The following is a 16648-nucleotide window of genomic DNA, read 5'->3' on the forward strand; positions in this document are numbered from 1 at the left end:
AGAGGAGAAAAGGTGAGATAGATTTTGAAATTTATTCCCCCAAACAAACGTTATTCATTAATTGCACGGTATACGCCATATACCACACACATCAGGAAAAACTAAATAAATGTACAAGGTTACTTTCAACAATAAGAACAAAGTGTTCTTTAATGCGCTAAAAGCGAACGTAGATCAATATTTTATTGATAATAATATCCGCAAAACCGGTAACTGGAAGTTGTATTTAAAATCGGCCGTACTTATACCGGCCGCCATACTGATCTATCTTTCCCTGTTATTGCTTCCGCTTAACCTCTTTACAGGCATATTGCTGAGTGGCTTATTCGGGTTTACCCTCGCCAGCATTGGTTTTAACATCATGCACGACGCCTGTCATGGCAGCTACTCCACACGCAAATGGGTAAACGACCTGTTTGGCTTAAGTATGAATGCGCTGGGCGGAAATGCTTTTTTATGGAAACTGAAGCATAATATCGTGCATCATACGTATACCAATATTGATGGTATTGATGATGACATTAATAACATGCCTTTTATGCGTGAATGTTCCACACAGCCCTGGAAGCCCATTCACCGTTACCAGCAGTTCTATATGTTTTTTCTTTACGGATTTACCTCCCTCTTCCTGTTGTTTATTACGGATTATATAAAATATGTAACCCGCAAAGTATACACCACGCCATTAAAGCCAATGGACATACAGGAGCATCTTACTTTCTGGATATCCAAATTACTGTACATCGCCATTACCATTGTTATTCCAATCCTGGTATTAGGCTGGCAGCCCTGGTTGTTAGGCTTCCTGGTGATGCATTTTGTTTTGGGATTAACGCTTGCGGTGGTATTTCAACTGGCGCATGTGGTAGAGCATGCAGAATTTGAAGTGGCAGGTATTGAGCCTAAAAAAATTGAAAACGAGTGGGCCATCCACCAGGTAAAAACCACGGCCAATTTCGCGGCAAATAATAAATTCCTTTCATGGCTTGTGGGCGGATTGAATTTCCAGATCGAACACCACCTGTTTCCCCGTATCAGCCACGTGCACTACCCGGCCATTAGTAAAATAGTACAGCAAACCTGTCAGCAGTTTGGTTTGCAATACATCTATTATCCTTCACTTGGCGCAGCGGTAGCATCGCATTACCGGTTTATGAAGCAGTTGGGACAAAAACCGTAAGCAATAAATAATATTGGTTCCAAAATATAATAGGGTAAAGGGGCTGTCTCAAAAGGGCCGGTATAGAAGATATGCCACTAAGACACAGAGTCATAATCTTCAGGTTTTATTTTCTTCGTGGCTTCGTGCCTTTGTGGCAAAATATTACTTTTTAGACAGCCCCTTTGCTGTGTAAATTAGAGATGGAGTTACAACTCCCGGGAAATTTGAATTGCCATGAGGAGTATTAAACCAGGAAATATAGTTGATGAGCTGCCTGAATGGTCGAATAGTGCATTAACTGGCCCGGGCGGTAATTACACCAGCCGTTCCCTGCTCCGTTACCCCGGAGGAAAAACAAGAGGGGTTGATTTCATCACACAATTTTTTCCGAAGCGGCTCGACAAGCTTTTATCGCCCTTTTTTGGTGGTGGCTCCATTGAACTGGCTATAGCGGCAAAAGGAACCAAAGTATATGGCTACGATGTTTTCCCCCCGCTTGTGGAATTCTGGGAATGTGTTGTTACCAAGCCGGGAGAACTGGCAAAAGCAGTAGAAAAATATTTCCCCCTTCCTAAGGATACCTTTTATGCCCTGCAGAAAACACAAACCCGCTTCAAAACCAAATTGCAAAGAGCGGCAGTATATTATGTGCTGAACCGCTCTTCTTTTTCAGGTTCCACCCTTTCAGGTGGCATGTCACCTCACCATCCCCGGTTTACCTTATCTGCAATTGAAAGACTCAGGAACTTTTATAATCCGAATATAACCGTTGCGAATGGAGATTTCAAACAATCGCTGGCAGATCATCCGCATGCATTCACTTATCTTGATCCGCCCTACCTGATCGGAAGTTCCTTATATGGCAGGAAAGGCGACGCCCATAAAGGATTTGACCATGAAGGGCTATCGGAGATTTTAAAAAAAAGGGAACACTGGATATTATCGTATAATGATTGTGCGCCGATCAGGGAAATGTATGAAGGCTTTCATATCCTTACGCCCAACTGGAAATACGGCATGAGCAATGATAAAAGCTCTAAAGAGATATTGATCTTCAGCAAGGATTTTAGAATTGAGGGACACCCCGTTTATTAAGAGGCCTGCTCAAACAGAAGCAAGCCCTATTTACTTTCATATACCTTTTCCCCGTTCACGTAAGTATATAATACCTGTGTATTTAAAATATCAGATGGATCGCATTGCATGATATCGGTATCGGTAATAATAAAATCGGCCCATTTCCCTTTTTCAATGCTTCCTTTTTCCTTTTCTTCAAAACTTCCTTTGGCTGCCCATATTGTTATGCCCTTCAATGCCTGTTCTTTGGTTAACGCATTTTCAGTTTGAAAGCCATTGGGCGGAAAATTTTGTATGTCTTTTCTTACAACCGCCGCATAAAATGTTTTGAACGGGCTAATATCTTCCACCGGGAAATCGGTTCCCAAGGCAATCCACCCGTTTTGCAGTAGTAATTGATGATACGCATACGCTCCTTTCATGCGGTTTGCACCTAACCGGTCTGCCGCCCAATACATATCGGATGTGGCATGGGTGGGCTGAACAGAAGGTATAATACTGTAATTTCCAAACCGGTCAAAATCGGCGCTGTCAATTACCTGCGCATGTTCAATACGCCAGCGCCGGTCATTCTTTCCTTTTAAGATACCGGCATACAGCTTAAGGATAGCACGGTTAGCAGAATCGCCAATAGCGTGTGTGCATGCCTGAAAGGGTGAATCGTATAGTTTTTGCAACACCTCTTTGTAATGCTCCGCATTGCTGAGCAGGAAGCCCTTCCAGTCCGGCCGGTCATGGTAGGGCTGCAGCAGGCAGGCGCCTCTTGAACCCAATGCGCCATCCGCAAACAACTTAAATCCGTTCACATGCAAACGGTCTGTTTTATAAACACCCCTGCTCAGATAATAATCATAGTTTTCGGGGCTATCGGATAGTAGCGCTACTATTTTCATGCGGAGCGTTCCGTTCTTTTGCAACGTATCTATACGGCTCACCTGCTCCTTCATCAAGCCACAATCCACGATAGTGGTTAGTCCCGCGGCAAAACAATTGTTTTCAGCCTGTTTAAAAGCGGCTTCTATAACTTCCGCATCCTGTTCAGGAATAATGCCGCTTACCCGGCCTACCGCGTTGTCAACTAAAATACCCGTAAGGCGGCCTTTATTCACTTCAATGAGCCCGCCTGCTATCGTTTCTCCGGGCTGCACGCCTGCTTTGGTTAAAGCCATCTGGCTGGCAATAGCCGCATGCCCGTCAATGCGCGTTAGTAAAACAGGATGCCCGGGAAATTCCGCATCCAGCCTGGCTTTATCAGGGAAAGCTTTATTGTGCCAGTCGTTCTGATCCCAGCCTCTTCCAATGATCCATTGTCCGGGTTGAACGGCTTTCGTTTTTACAAAATCTTTTATACGCACTATACATTCATCCCAGCTTTTCGTTCCTGTAAGATCCACTTCCTGCAAACTCAGCGCATAGCCATAAAAGTGAGCATGCGCATCAATGAACCCGGGATAAATAAATTTCCCTTTTGCATCTGTTATATTATCTGAAGTATAGTGTTCGAGGATGGCTTCATTACTGCCGGCAGCCACTATTTTCCCTTTGTTTACTGCCAAAGCCGCTGCTATACTAAAGCTGCTGTCGATGGTATAGATCACTGCATGGTGTACAATAAGATCAACCTTCTTTTTGGTGTTACAGGATAGTATGCTGCATACTGCGATTAGGGAATACAACAATTTCATAAAAACCAATTGTGCGGGTAAAGCATAAAATTAAAACACCCCGGCCATTATGCATCAAAAAGATAATACAGGCTAACCTTATGCTGCTTATACTGCTTTGAACTACTTTTACAGCAGAAAATATGCGCTATGTATACTAAAGAACAAACACAGCATTTACAGCAGCAAACCGTAACTTTTTTAAAACATACCGGTGAAGGAATTGATGCGTCACAAATGAATGAACTGCGCAGTGTGCTGCGCTTTCACGAGTATCGCTATTATATAATGAATGACCCGCTTATTGCTGATGCAGAATATGACCAGTTGTATAAGGCGCTGGAAAAAACAGAGCAGGAACACCCGGAACTCATTACGGCAGACTCTCCCACACAACGGGTATCCAAAGGGCTTATCAAAGATTTCCCCAAAGTACAGCACCTGGTACCCATGCTGTCGCTCGATAATTCATACGATGCAGCCGACCTGATTGATTTTGACCGTAAAGCAAAGGAACTTAGTGGTTTAAGTGAAATGGAATATTGCGTTGAACCCAAGTTCGACGGGGCCAGTATTTCACTGATATATGAAAACGATATGCTGGTGCGTGGCGTTACCAGGGGCGATGGCGTGGTAGGAGATGATATTACTGCGAACATCCGGCAGATCAGATCGGTACCCCTGTCGGCAAATTTTTCGGCTTATGGTATACAACAAATTGAAATCCGGGGCGAGGTGCTGATGAATAAAAATCATTTCAAAGCCTATAATGATATGCTGGAAGAACAGGGGGCAGACAGGCTGGCTAATCCGCGTAATGCCGCTGCAGGCTCATTGCGGATTAAAGACCCCAGAGAAGTAAGCCGCAGGAACTTAGAAGCATTCCTGTATCATATAAGCGATGTAAGTCTTTTGCCAAAACATAGTGCTCCGCCGGCCTTACAAACGCATAGCGGTTCCTTAAAAATGTTGTGGGAACTGGGGTTCAGAAGCCCTGAAAAAGAAAAAAAAGTATTTAAAGGCATATCTGCCATTATTGAATACTGCGAAGTTTTCGAAAAACAGCGGGATGAACTGCCTTATGAAATTGATGGTATGGTGATTAAGGTAAATGATTTGGCAATACAGGAAAGATTAGGTATGACCACACACCATCCCCGTTGGGCAATCGCTTATAAATTTAAGGCCAGGCAGGGTACCAGCAAGCTGATGGCGGTAGAATTTCAGGTAGGCAGAACCGGGGCCGTTACGCCTGTGGCAAAAATTGATCCCGTGCAGGTGGGGGGCGTTACCGTAGGCAGCATTTCATTGCATAATGAAGAATATATTAAAGAGAAGAACCTGCAATTGGGCGATACTATTTTAATAGAACGGTCGGGTGATGTGATTCCGCAGGTAGTGAAATCCTTTCCTGAGCTCAGAACAGGTGATGAGGCGATCATTCACTTTCCGGTGAACTGTCCGGTTTGCGGTTATGCCCTGGAGAAGCCGGAAGATGAGGCGGTATGGCGATGCAACAACAGTAACAACTGCCCGGCACAGATTGTAGAACGGATTATTCATTTCAACAGCAAGGATGCTATGGATATACGGGGTTTGGGTGATGCAATTGTACGAAAGTTCTATGCGCTTGATTACCTCAGGGATATTCCCGGTATTTATCATCTCCCTTTTGAAAAGATCCGGAAAATGGAGGGCTTTGGAGAGAAGAGCGTAACGAATATGGAGGCAGCTATAGCCGCTTCCAAAAAGCAACCGCTACACCGGTTGATATACGGATTGGGCATACGTTATATAGGTGAAACTACGGCTAAAGTGCTGGCACAACGGGTTGATCACCTGCTGGATTATACCCGGTTTACGGGTGAGCAATTACAGGAGCTGGAAGATGTGGGTCCTAAAGTGGCGGGAAGCGTATACCAGTTTTTTCATAATGAACAAAACATACAAATGCTGCACCAGTTGGAAGATATAGGATTGCAGCTTAAAAATGAAAAGAAAGCATTGCATAGCAGCAGTAACCTCGCAGGACAAACCTTTCTTTTTACAGGCACGCTCCACAAGCTTAAAAGAAGCGAAGCGGAGGCCATTGTGGAGGAAAACGGCGGAGCCATTTTAACCGGCGTGAGCAGTAAGCTGAACTACTTAGTTGTGGGAGAAGACGCAGGCTCCAAGTTTGAAAAGGCAAAGAAGATAGCAACTATAAAAATCATTAATGAAGAGGCGTTTTTGGGCATGATCAACGGATCGGCTGTATAAGGAGCTTTACATAGGGTAACCATGGCAGAAAGTATGGGTATAAAAATAAATATGCGAAGCCATTCTAATTTATTAAATTTATAATACCTAAAAACATCTCCTTATGATAAAGAAAACTCCCGGAGAAACATGGAAGCCATTACAGTTTTCCGGATGGAAGCAGCTTCGTAAGAAATACGCTGTCTCTAACTATGGCAAAATAGCCAGCTATACTGATGATATTTATGCAGACGGGCAGTTGCTCAGCGGATCGCTCACCACGGGATACAGAAGCCTGAACCTGCACCGGCCCAACAACAAGGGTACCCTTTATATTCACCGGGAGATTGCGCGTTTATTTTGCAAAAAACCCTCACCCAGGCACCAGTTTGTTATTCATCTCAACTACAATAAAACAGATAACAAATCCTCCAACCTTAAATGGGCTACTTTAAGCGAGGTAAGCCGCCACCAGCAAAAAAGCCCTGCCAAGATCGCCTATAAAAAAATTCAGGCTAACCGCTCCTCGGGGCTGAAGCTGAATACGAACCAGGTAAGCGCCATCAAAAAAACCATTGCCGACCCCAAACGTAAACTCACCTATAAGCAGCTTGCCGAAAAATATGCAGTGAGCGAAATGACGCTATACAGGATTAAAAGCGGCGAAAACTGGGGAAGAGTAAAGTGATGGAAAACGAACGGAAACAATATCAAATTTGATATTTGAAACTAAATTATAATGTTGCACTATAGATTAAACATACCCCATGATACAACCTGCTACCGTGCGGTTCCTTAAAAATCTTGCAAAAAATAATAATAAGCCCTGGTTTGATCTGCATAGAAAAGAATACGAAACCGCCCGCAAAGACTATGAAGATTTTATTCAATCTGTAATTGATGCATTTGGTAAATCTGATCCTTCCATTGCTCCTTTAATTGCTAAGCAATGCTTATTCCGCATTAACAGGGACATCCGGTTCAGCAAAAATAAAACGCCATACAAAAAAAATTTTGCAGCCAGTATTAACCGTGGCGGCAAAAAATCCGTTTTTGCGGGGTATTACTTTCACCTTGAGCCCGACAATAGTTTTATAGGCGGCGGCATTTGGATGCCCATGCCCGGTGAAACACAAAAAATAAGACAGGAAATTGATTATTGCTGGCCTGAATTCAAAAAAATCATCACAGCAAAAAAGTTTAAAACAGTTTACGGCGATCTGGATAACGAACCGGAAATCACTTTGGTGAATGTACCCAAAGGATATGCTAAAGACAATCCTGCTGCATCCTACCTTAAGCTTAAAAGCTGGATTGCCATGCAGGAAATCAATGATGCGGATTTAAGTTCCGCAACCCTGCTAAAGCAAACCGTAAGCGCTTTCAGCGCTATACAACCACTGATTTATTTTTTGAACCGAGCCATAGAAGAATAAAGCAACTCACACGCTCATGCTATTACTTCTTTCCGGATATTACATATGCTACATTAGGGATTAATGCAATATATTGTAGATGCCTGTAAGAAGGTTTCAAATAGCTATAGTGTGGCGTGTGTAAGCAGCAATTCCATCTTTGATTAAACAAATCGATTTTTAAGCTGGAGGAAAGGCTTTTCAAGCCAATAATAACTCATGGATGCTAATAAGGTGGTTATGCCAACGAGTATTAAAAAATCGAAAAGTGAATACCCGGTAGAACTGCCATGATTGATAAAGAAGACGACTAACACATGCCATACATACATTCCCAAACTTATCTTCCCCAAATACATTAAGGGCTTTTGTTTTATCGCTTTAGTAAGAAAACCATTGTTTTCATTAATGACGCAATAACCGATAACACCAAAATAAAGGACACCTAAAATATTATGTTTCAAAAGCTCAAAATAAAACGAAGAGAGCTTAAGTTGGGCAAAGGCAGTAAGTGCAAGACCGCTTACAATGCAGATAATAAAATACTTCAGGTTTTTTTGTGTTAATACTTTGTTCTTTTCTAAAATAGCTAATATCCCTCCAAGTGCCAGTTGATCCAGCCTGGCGAAGGTAAAATGATTGATGCTATACCCCTTTAAAAGCATAAAGTAGCGTACCAGTAACGGCAGAAGCAGTAGCAATACTGAAACAAATAGCAATCTCCTTCCTGTTGTTTTATAAAAAAAATAGACAATAGCCGGCCAAAATAAATAGAAGTGTTCCTGCAACGCCAATGACCAGAAATGATAGGGGCCGGAGGCTTTCCATGAAAAAGTATTTGCTATATTTTGAAGAAAGAAATAATAATAAGCCTGACTACCAGATGATGCTGAATATTGAAATCCTATGCCGAAAATTCTGGAAGTAATATAATAAACCGCCAGGGCAAAATAATAGAGAGGAAATATCCGCAACGCCCTTCTTACATAAAAATTTTTGAAGTAGTGTTCAGAGCCAAGTGATTTTAAAAGTATTCTTGTAATAAAAAAACCCGATAGCAAAAAAAACAATGAAACGCCTGTGCCACAAAATTCGAAAATAGAATGCAGGGCTACAGAATTCATCGATCTCTTTAATGTAAAAAAATGCCCCGCAATTATCATTAATGCCGTAACTCCCCTTAGCCCGTCTACAGAATGGTAATAAGTTAATCTCATAAAAACAGTCAAGTATTAAATTAGATACAACTCCAATTCATTCCCTGTCAGGAACTGACTTAAGAATTATATTATCGGCCACAAAATTCTGTAGCATACAAAATTATAAGGAATGTTACTTGCTTTCCAACCAGCAAGTATATTATATACCGCTGGTTAAGCAGGGGTCGCTATAGGTATTGGATTAATAAAGGCTGTTAGTAATGAGCAATAGTTCTTTCTTTACGAAAACACAAGACCGCATAAGATGCATACTATTATTACCACACTTTAGTCATGGCAACTGCTTTATTTAAAGATATTGTTTTTTTATATTAAAAAAAACCGGATACATGAATATACCATATGATATTAATAATAAGTATTTAAGATGTCAGGAAAGCTATGCCACCCCAGGGAGTATAGCTCTATTTCATTTATTAGGTAATGCGGGTAATAGTTATAATAGATTTTGAGCTACCAGGTACTCCGCAATCTGCACCGCGTTGGTTGCCGCACCTTTACGGAGGTTATCGCTAACAATCCACATGTTCAGTGTGTTGGGCTGCGATTCATCCCTTCTTAGCCTTCCCACAAATACGTCATCCTTTTCATACGCATCTTTAGGCATAGGGTACAGGGCATTAGAAGGGTCATCAACTACCACTACACCAGGCGCCCTGCCCAGTATTTCCTTTACCTCATTCAAATCATAATCCTGCTCAAACTCAATGTTTACGCTTTCGCTGTGCCCGCCCATAACCGGAATGCGAACAGTGGTAGCAGTTACCCGGATACTGTCATCCCTTAATATTTTGCGGGTTTCATTCACCATTTTCATCTCTTCCTTAGTATACCCGTTATCAAGGAACACATCAATTTGAGGTATAACGTTCAGGTCAATCGGGTATTTATAGGCCATCGGGTATTCGCCGCTACTTCCTTTAACCGCAAGGTTTCTTTCACCCAGCATTTGTTCCACGGCTTTCACGCCTGTGCCGGTAACACTCTGGTACGTACTTACTACAATTCTTTGTATGTTGTATTTTTTATGCAGCGGGTTAAGCGCCACTACCATTTGTATAGTAGAGCAATTGGGGTTAGCGATGATCTTATCGTCTTTTGTGAGGGCATCGGCATTAATTTCGGGCACCACTAATTTCTTAGAAGGGTCCATGCGCCATGCAGAAGAGTTATCAATAACGGTAATGCCTGCTGCGGCAAATTGAGGAGCTAACGCCAGGGAAGTACTTCCGCCAGCCGAAAACAAAGCCACATCAGGTTTCGCTGCAATAGCACCGGCAGCACTTACTACCTTGTATTTTTTATCCTTAAATTCCACTTCTTTACCAATAGATCTTTCCGAGGCAACGGGGAATAATTCCGTTACCGGGAAATTTCTTTCCGCAAGAACCTGTAACATTTTAGTGCCTACTAATCCTGTGGCCCCAACTACTACAACTTTCATTTTTGATTTGTTTTATGGTTTTAGTTTTGATACATCACATTAAAAAAGCCTTCCCTGTTCCGGAAAGGCCTTTGAATATATTCGGTCATACAATACACTCCTTAACCTTTCCTTTCCAGGAATTGTTTCTTTGTGCGTTTTGTATGTTTTGTCATTGCCAACATGATGGCGGCAAAGGTAATCACGTACGGGGATTCTGCCAAAAAATAAAAATATATATAATAAGACTATCCGGATTTTTTAATTCGTGGTTTACGGTTGCATTCGTTCCGGATTTACGGCTATCAGCCATCAGTCCTCAGCTATCAGATTGTAACGACTAACGACAGGCTGCATACTGCTTTCTTTGTATTGCCCGTAGCTGATCTGATTGCATCCTTCGGATTTAGAGCTTCCGGCTTCAGACTTTGTATTTTATTGATTCTTTTCCCGGCTATGTACCCTCCTTTTTTTGCCCTCTTTATTTCAATACATTTGCTACAATCAAATTGAAAAAAAGCATGAGAAAGGTGTTTATTATTACCGCTTTTGTCAGTTTGCTGGTAACAGGCCTATTATCCTATGCAGTAAGCTGGTGGTGGCTGATAACTTTTATTATAGTGGTGCTGCTCATTATTATGGGTATTTATGATATGCTTCAAACCCGGCATTCTATTATGCGCAATTATCCTGTAGTAGGGCGCATGCGTTACTGGATGGAAGACATCCGGCCTAAAATGTACCAGTATTTCATTGAATCGGATATAGACGGACGGCCTGTTAACCGTATTGACCGTTCCACCATATACCAGCGGGCCAAACGGGAAATGGATACGATGCCTTTTGGTACGCAATTAAATGTATATGAAGAAGGGTACGAGTGGCTGAGCCATTCCATTGCACCAAAGGATTTTAACAGCTTAAACCACGATCCGAGAATACTTATTGGCAATAAAGACTGCAAACAGCCTTATTCATCCAGCATTTTAAATGTGTCGGCAATGAGCTTTGGATCGTTAAGCCCGAATGCTATTGAAGCGCTGAACGGAGGCGCTAAAATAGGAGGCTTTGCACACAACACCGGCGAAGGAGGCATAAGCGCTTATCATCTTAAACAGGAAGGCGATCTTATATGGCAGATAGGAACAGGGTATTTTGGCTGCCGGGATGAGGCAGGTAATTTTTCGGCAGAAGTGTTTAAGAAAAATGTGAACAGACCGCAAATTAAAATGGTAGAGCTCAAGCTTTCGCAGGGCGCCAAACCGGGGCATGGCGGCATTTTACCCGCCAAAAAGAATACGCTTGAAATTGCAACTATCCGGCATGTACAGCCTTTCACAACAGTGGCTTCACCACCCTTCCACAGTGCGTTCAGCTCCCCTAAAGGATTGATACTATTTATACAACAACTAAGAGAATGGAGTGAGGGAAGACCCGTTGGCTTTAAACTTTGTGTAGGCAGGAAAAGTGAATTTGCGGGAATATGCAAAGCAATGGTGGAGTTAGATATTTACCCCGATTTTATAACGATAGATGGCGGGGAAGGAGGCACGGGCGCTGCCCCCCAGGAATTTTCCAATTACGTGGGAGCACCCATGATGGATGGTTTGGCTTTTGTGCATAATATGCTTATAGGATTTGGTATAAGGCAGCATATTAAAGTAATTGCTTCCGGAAAAATTTTATCAGGCTTTCATATACTCCGCGCACTAGCGCTGGGTGCAGATGGCTGTAATAGCGCCAGGGCCATGATGATGGCCATTGGGTGTATACAGGCGTTGTTATGCAATACCAACAGGTGCCCTACGGGCGTTGCCACGCAGAACCCGCAATTAACGGTGGGTTTAGTAGTAAAAGATAAAAAATACAGGGTTGCCAATTACCATGAAGAAACGGTGAAGTCTTTTGTAGAGCTCTGCAGCGCAGCGGGGGTAGGCGAAAAGGAACAGTTAACCCGCTCGCATATTTACCGGCGGGTATTTATGAATGAAGTAAGAACATTTGAAGATATCTTTCCATCGCTGCAACCCGGCTGCCTCCTCAATGGCAATATACCGGAAAAGTATAAGCAGGACATAGAAGCGGCAAGTGCAGACAGGTGGTGATGAAGATGGAGAGGGGTTACAGCTTGCAGGTTGCAAGTTTGAGGTTGTGGGTTAACATTTCGCCATTCACCATGAGCCGTTCCCTCATTTCAGCCGCTTCATTTTAACCATCTCAATGCGGGTATCGCTCACATTAATGATATCAAATTCATAACTGTCAATGATAATCCTTTCCTTGATCTTCGGTATCATTTCGTGGTGCTGGATGATATAGCCCGAAAGGGTTTCCGATTCTGTTTCGCCAAAATCAAGATGAAATTTTTTGTTTAAATAATCCAACTCCAGCCTGCCCGAAAAAATGAATTCATTTTCAGCTATTTGCTTTTCAACAAATTTATCCGTATCATACTCATCACGTATTTCACCAAAAATTTCCTCCAGCAGGTCTTCCATGGTAATAATGCCCGCGGTGCCTCCAAATTCATCTACTACCCAGGCAATGCTTTTTTGCTCTTTGGTGAATTTGCTGATCAGATCCATCGCACTCATGCTTTCGGGCACCGCCGGTATGGGTAACAGGATAGATTGTATATCGGGTGGGTTTTTAAAAAGTTCAATCTGGTGAATATATCCCCGGATATTATCAATGCTGTTTTCATATACTACCAGCCTGCTTAATTTAGTATTAATGAATTTTTGCTTTACGTCGTGTATTGACATGTTTATCTCAATAGATTCGATCTCCTTGCGTGGTATAAGGCACTGGCGTATTTTAACGGAAGGAAGCTGCAATGCATTCTCAAAAAGCTGGGCATTCATATCCTGTCCGCCGTCCGACTGATTTTTATGCTGCTGAATAAAATGTTCAAGATCCACCGGGGAGATGGCGGCTTTCTTTTGATCAGATATCCGGATGTTGAACAAATAAGTAAGTATCCATTCAGAAATGCTGATAAAAAAAGCAGCAATAGGATAAAGAATGCTATGAAAAAAATCCAGTATGCCTAACTGGGCAAAAATAGATAGTACAGAATCATTTTTTGCCCTGAATACGGCTTTAAAGGAAAACTGAACAATAAGGAGGATTAAAGTGGAAAGCAGGGTTTCAAAAATAAGCCGTAAATATTTTACATATGCCGAAAATGATGCGGCAAGATGCAGCTCAATCCAGTCCCACAACGGCGACAGAAATTCTCCTACCAGCAATCCGTATATTACCACGGCCAAACTAAGGCCTACCAAAGTGGTTCCTATGAACTTTACCGGCTGTTCAAGTAGCTGTGATAATATTCTCCCGCTGCGTAAGCCCTGTTTTCTCTTGAGTTCAAAAGAAAACTTGTTAGCAGATACAAAAGCTACTTCAATGCCTGCAAAAAAACCAACCAGCAGCAAGGTTAAAATGATACCGACTAATTTTAATATATCTACATCAGTCATACGTACTCAAATATAATAAATTGATTAATAATGTTTAATAACACGAAATAGAAATATTACCGCTTATTACAATTATTTTAATATGTGCCATTTTTAACTATACAGGGAGAACGGAATAGGAGCATACCGTGTTGTATGCTTAATTGATAAGTTGAAATATATCACCCAAAGCCTGCGCTGTTCCAATATGGTTTGGCCGGATCATGTTCCGAATTAGAAAAAGCCGGTAATGATCTTTTCCGCCTCGTGGCAGGCTGTTTCAAGGTGATTATTTACAATAGTGTAGTTAAAATGATCCTTAAATGACAGCTCGTAAGCGGCTTTATTTACTCTTGCTTCCAGCGATTCCACGGTCTCTGTTCCCCTGCTTTCCAGTCTTCTTTTTAATTCTGTAACCGAAGGGGGTTGAATGAAAAGAGAAAAAGAAGATTCCGGGAAACGGCGCTGTATATGTAATGCGCCTTTAACATCAATGTCTAATACAGGAATTCTGCCGGTTTTCCAGATACGTTCCAGCTCCGATTGTAAAGTGCCGTAATATTTTCCTTCATATACCATTTCCCATTCTACAAATTCGTTGTGCTGTATTTTCTGCTGGAATATTTCCTTACTCAAAAAATAATAGTCCCTGCCATCGGTTTCATTTGCCCTGCGCTCGCGGGTGGTGGCAGATATTGAAAATGCAAGCTGCTTGGGATATTGCTGCAACAGGTATTGCACGATAGTGGTTTTGCCTGCACCCGATGGCGCCGTAATAATAATGATCTTATTTTGATTCATGATTGAGTAAGAAATATTTTTAACCGGGAGGAACTGCAGCACCCGAAACAATGATACATCAGATACGCTGTATTTGCGCTCCCAACTGTTGCAACCGTTTGTCAATATATTGGTATCCCCTGTCTATCTGTTCAATATTCTGTATAATACTTTTGCCTTCGGCGCTGAGGGCTGCAATTAGTAACGCAACACCGGCACGTATATCGGGGCTGCTCATGGTAATGCCTCTCAGGTGATGCTGCCGCCCCAGGCCTATTACTGCCGCCCGGTGCGGATCGCAAAGAATAATTTGTGCGCCCATATCAATAATCTTATCAACAAAAAACAAGCGGCTCTCAAACATTTTCTGGTGTACCAGCACCGAACCCTTGGCCTGTGTGGCCACCACCAGCACAATACTCAGCAAATCGGGTGTAAAGCCCGGCCAGGGATGATCGTAAATGGTCATTACGGAACCATCTAAAAATGTTTGGATCTCATAAAGCTCCTGCTCGGGAATATAAATATCATCGCCCTTATATTCCAATTGAATACCTAACTGGCGGAACTTATCCGGTATTTGTCCCAGGTGAGCTATGCCGGCGTTCTTTATGGTGATTTCGCTTTGAGTCATAGCTGCCAGTCCTATAAAAGAGCCTACCTCAATCATATCGGGCAACAGGGTATGTATGGTTCCGCCCAAATGATCTACCCCTTCAATGGTGAGCAAATTAGAGCTTATGCCGCTTATACGCGCTCCCATCCGGTTCAGCATTTTGCATAGCTGCTGCACGTAAGGCTCACAGGCGGCATTGTAAATAGTGGTAGTGCCTTTTGCCAAAACGGCTGCCATCAAAATATTAGCTGTTCCGGTTACGGAAGGCTCATCCAGCAGCATATCCGTACCTTTCAACAAAGGCGCCTTAAGATGAAAGAACCCGTCTTCCTGGTGGTAATCGAACTGTACGCCTAATTTTTCGAATCCAATAATATGGGTATCCAGTCGTCTTCTGCCAATTTTATCACCCCCCGGTTTGGGAATAAAAGCTTTTTTAAAGCGTGCAAGTAAGGGACCGGCCAGCATAACGGAACCGCGCAGCCTGCCGCTTTTTTGATGATAGGTTTCACTATGGAGATAATCAATATTCACATCATCTGCAGTAAAAGAACAGGAATGGCGGTTGTGGCGTTCAATTTTCACATTCATTTCCCCAAGGAGCTCTATCAGCAGGTTCACATCTACTATATCGGGTATGTTATGTATGGTTACCGTTTCGGGGGTAAGCAGTACAGCACTAATAATTTGCAGCGCCTCGTTCTTGGCGCCCTGGGGTATTATTTCGCCCTTCAGCTTTTTCCCGCCTGTTACTTCAAATGAATGCATATGCAATGTAATGAGTGCAAATATAAAACCCCGGCATGGTGATCATACTGCCGGGGTTCTTTTATTTTCAGGATTACCAGTTTATTTAAATCTTTTCTTATAATGCTTTCCTCCGCTCTTGCCGTTGCGGTCGCTACGTCCGCCGCTACCCCCGTTATTCCGTTGCTGGTAACCGCCGCCTTTGCCGCCCCCGCGCTGGAAACGGTTGCCCTCCCTGCTGTCTCTTTCGCGGTAAGCCTTCACAAATGGTGTATTGGTAAATTCAAGCTGCCCATCGGTAATGGCATTCAATTCGCTGCGGATAGCATCGTCATGTACCAGCTCTTTATGCCATGTGTTGTAGGCAAGCTTCATATAATAAGCGATAGAATTGGCAAAACCCGAACGTTTCTCCGGATTTTCTTCCTTCAAAGCTTTATTTATAACGATTTCAAGATTTTTTCCAAGATGCGAATACCTGGGGTACCTTTTAGGATAAGGTAATACTTTAGGCTTGGGCTTTAAGGTTTCCCGTGTTGGAATGGGGTACGGACTGTCAACATCCAGCTTAAAATCGGAGATTAAAAAAAGATGATCCCATAATTTATGCCTGAAATCTTCCACATTCTTCAGATGCGGGTTTAGAAAGCCCATCAGTTCAATAAGTGCATGGGCATTTTTTTGCCGCTTTTCCCTGTCCTCAATCGTTATTACGTAATCAATCATCTTTTGAATATGACGGCCATATTCGCGCATAATGAGATGATTCCTTGTTGTATTATATTCCATGTGTAAGTTCAAATGTTGGTAAAAATACAAAAGAGTTGGCAACTTTTGGGATATGC

At 42.5% G+C, this 16648-nt stretch carries 13 protein-coding genes; 6 read left to right on the forward strand and 7 right to left on the reverse strand.

Going from position 1 to position 16648, the window contains the following annotated elements; translation table 11 throughout:
- Window positions 1–109: 109 nt before the first annotated feature.
- On the forward strand, window positions 110–1180 hold the full coding sequence (locus PLE34_RS03555; protein WP_324554288.1) for a fatty acid desaturase family protein: 1071 nt from the start codon (window positions 110–112) through the stop codon (window positions 1178–1180).
- A 216-nt stretch (window positions 1181–1396) separates the two neighbouring features.
- Window positions 1397–2257 carry a DNA adenine methylase gene (locus PLE34_RS03560; RefSeq protein ID WP_324554290.1) on the forward strand — a complete coding sequence of 287 codons (861 nt, stop codon included), beginning with the start codon at window positions 1397–1399 and terminating at the stop codon, window positions 2255–2257.
- A 26-nt stretch (window positions 2258–2283) separates the two neighbouring features.
- Here the strand turns inward: PLE34_RS03560 and PLE34_RS03565 are convergent, their stop codons facing one another.
- On the reverse strand, window positions 2284–3924 hold the full coding sequence (locus PLE34_RS03565) for an amidohydrolase (protein WP_324554292.1): 1641 nt from the start codon (window positions 3922–3924) through the stop codon (window positions 2284–2286).
- 129 nt (window positions 3925–4053) lie between these two features.
- Between PLE34_RS03565 and ligA the strand changes: the two genes are divergently transcribed.
- From ligA to PLE34_RS03580, 3 genes are all read left to right on the forward strand, one after another.
- Entirely contained in the window at window positions 4054–6162 is a 2109-nt protein-coding gene (gene ligA, locus PLE34_RS03570; protein WP_324554294.1) for an NAD-dependent DNA ligase LigA, read from the forward strand.
- A 103-nt stretch (window positions 6163–6265) separates the two neighbouring features.
- Window positions 6266–6829: an NUMOD4 domain-containing protein gene (locus PLE34_RS03575; protein WP_324554296.1), complete on the forward strand. Its 564-nt coding sequence runs from the start codon at window positions 6266–6268 to the stop codon at window positions 6827–6829.
- A 79-nt stretch (window positions 6830–6908) separates the two neighbouring features.
- On the forward strand, window positions 6909–7577 hold the full coding sequence (locus PLE34_RS03580) for a DUF2461 domain-containing protein (RefSeq protein WP_324554298.1): 669 nt from the start codon (window positions 6909–6911) through the stop codon (window positions 7575–7577).
- Between the two features lie 143 nt (window positions 7578–7720).
- Here the strand turns inward: PLE34_RS03580 and PLE34_RS03585 are convergent, their stop codons facing one another.
- Window positions 7721–8773 carry an acyltransferase family protein gene (locus PLE34_RS03585; RefSeq protein ID WP_324554300.1) on the reverse strand — a complete coding sequence of 351 codons (1053 nt, stop codon included), beginning with the start codon at window positions 8771–8773 and terminating at the stop codon, window positions 7721–7723.
- A gap of 439 nt (window positions 8774–9212) precedes the next feature.
- Entirely contained in the window at window positions 9213–10220 is a 1008-nt protein-coding gene (locus PLE34_RS03590) for an aspartate-semialdehyde dehydrogenase (protein ID WP_324554302.1), read from the reverse strand.
- A gap of 500 nt (window positions 10221–10720) precedes the next feature.
- On the opposite strand from PLE34_RS03590, the gene PLE34_RS03595 reads away from it, so the two are divergent.
- Window positions 10721–12304 carry an FMN-binding glutamate synthase family protein gene (locus tag PLE34_RS03595; RefSeq protein ID WP_324554304.1) on the forward strand — a complete coding sequence of 528 codons (1584 nt, stop codon included), beginning with the start codon at window positions 10721–10723 and terminating at the stop codon, window positions 12302–12304.
- Window positions 12305–12388: 84 nt separating this feature from the next.
- On the opposite strand, the gene PLE34_RS03600 is transcribed toward PLE34_RS03595, so the two are convergent.
- The 4 genes from PLE34_RS03600 to PLE34_RS03615 form a co-directional block, all read right to left on the reverse strand.
- The gene (locus tag PLE34_RS03600) at window positions 12389–13681 is read right to left on the reverse strand and encodes a hemolysin family protein (protein WP_324554306.1); all 1293 of its coding nucleotides are present in this window, start codon (window positions 13679–13681) and stop codon (window positions 12389–12391) included.
- Between the two features lie 213 nt (window positions 13682–13894).
- The gene (gmk, locus tag PLE34_RS03605; RefSeq protein WP_324554308.1) at window positions 13895–14461 is read right to left on the reverse strand and encodes a guanylate kinase; all 567 of its coding nucleotides are present in this window, start codon (window positions 14459–14461) and stop codon (window positions 13895–13897) included.
- 58 nt (window positions 14462–14519) lie between these two features.
- Entirely contained in the window at window positions 14520–15824 is a 1305-nt protein-coding gene (gene murA, locus PLE34_RS03610; protein ID WP_324554310.1) for a UDP-N-acetylglucosamine 1-carboxyvinyltransferase, read from the reverse strand.
- An 81-nt stretch (window positions 15825–15905) separates the two neighbouring features.
- Complete coding sequence (locus PLE34_RS03615) at window positions 15906–16592, reverse strand: DUF4290 domain-containing protein (RefSeq protein WP_324554312.1); 687 nt, start codon at window positions 16590–16592, stop codon at window positions 15906–15908.
- Window positions 16593–16648: the final 56 nt, after the last annotated feature.

The organism is Agriterribacter sp. (genome assembly GCF_035445465.1).
Lineage (GTDB): Bacteria > Bacteroidota > Bacteroidia > Chitinophagales > Chitinophagaceae > Agriterribacter.

Coding starts and splice junctions, on each gene's coding strand:
- PLE34_RS03555 (WP_324554288.1), top strand. CDS start 110: ATGTACAAGGTTACTTTCAACAATAAGAACAAAGTGTTCTTTAATGCG.
- PLE34_RS03560 (WP_324554290.1), top strand. CDS start 1,397: ATGAGGAGTATTAAACCAGGAAATATAGTTGATGAGCTGCCTGAATGG.
- PLE34_RS03565 (WP_324554292.1), bottom strand. CDS start 3,924: ATGAAATTGTTGTATTCCCTAATCGCAGTATGCAGCATACTATCCTGT.
- ligA (WP_324554294.1), top strand. CDS start 4,054: ATGTATACTAAAGAACAAACACAGCATTTACAGCAGCAAACCGTAACT.
- PLE34_RS03575 (WP_324554296.1), top strand. CDS start 6,266: ATGATAAAGAAAACTCCCGGAGAAACATGGAAGCCATTACAGTTTTCC.
- PLE34_RS03580 (WP_324554298.1), top strand. CDS start 6,909: ATGATACAACCTGCTACCGTGCGGTTCCTTAAAAATCTTGCAAAAAAT.
- PLE34_RS03585 (WP_324554300.1), bottom strand. CDS start 8,773: ATGAGATTAACTTATTACCATTCTGTAGACGGGCTAAGGGGAGTTACG.
- PLE34_RS03590 (WP_324554302.1), bottom strand. CDS start 10,220: ATGAAAGTTGTAGTAGTTGGGGCCACAGGATTAGTAGGCACTAAAATG.
- PLE34_RS03595 (WP_324554304.1), top strand. CDS start 10,721: ATGAGAAAGGTGTTTATTATTACCGCTTTTGTCAGTTTGCTGGTAACA.
- PLE34_RS03600 (WP_324554306.1), bottom strand. CDS start 13,681: ATGACTGATGTAGATATATTAAAATTAGTCGGTATCATTTTAACCTTG.
- gmk (WP_324554308.1), bottom strand. CDS start 14,461: ATGAATCAAAATAAGATCATTATTATTACGGCGCCATCGGGTGCAGGC.
- murA (WP_324554310.1), bottom strand. CDS start 15,824: ATGCATTCATTTGAAGTAACAGGCGGGAAAAAGCTGAAGGGCGAAATA.
- PLE34_RS03615 (WP_324554312.1), bottom strand. CDS start 16,592: ATGGAATATAATACAACAAGGAATCATCTCATTATGCGCGAATATGGC.